Source organism: Paenalicyclobacillus cellulosilyticus, assembly GCF_014647315.1.
Taxonomy (GTDB): domain Bacteria; phylum Bacillota; class Bacilli; order Alicyclobacillales; family Alicyclobacillaceae; genus Alicyclobacillus_J; species Alicyclobacillus_J cellulosilyticus.
Window position 1 is genome coordinate 1 of the sequence record NZ_BMOY01000110.1, and the last position, 376, is coordinate 376.

The window sequence follows — 376 nt, forward strand, 5'->3', positions numbered from 1 at the left end:
ACAACAGCTCCGCTCTTCAAGAATTAAGAGAGCAAACATTAGTCGCACTCTTAGGGAAGGTTCAGGAAAATAAAACGAAACTTGATCAAACAGAAGGTTTAGTTACAGCCGCTCGCGATGAGCTAAAAGCCATTGAAGAGGAGCTAAGACAACAGTCTGGTGAAGGAAGAGCAAGAATCTTAGCCGAAATTCAAGAACAGATAGGGCAAAAATTGGCAACGTTAGAAAAAATTACTGAAGCCGTAACGATTGCTAAAAGAACGTTATCCCCTTTACCGGATAGAGATATCCATGGCGAGAAAGAAGCCTTGTTAAGATTAGCCGAGCAGCGCAAAGACGCTCTTCGCGAAGCAGATGAGCAACTGGCTGATTTTCA

Annotated in this window: 1 protein-coding gene; it reads left to right on the forward strand. The window is 43.1% G+C overall.

Features of this window, described 5'->3' with window-relative positions; genetic code table 11:
• Positions 1 to 376, forward strand: a 376-nt coding sequence (locus IEX97_RS13035; protein ID WP_188883526.1) for a hypothetical protein, incomplete at both ends; no start/stop codon positions are given.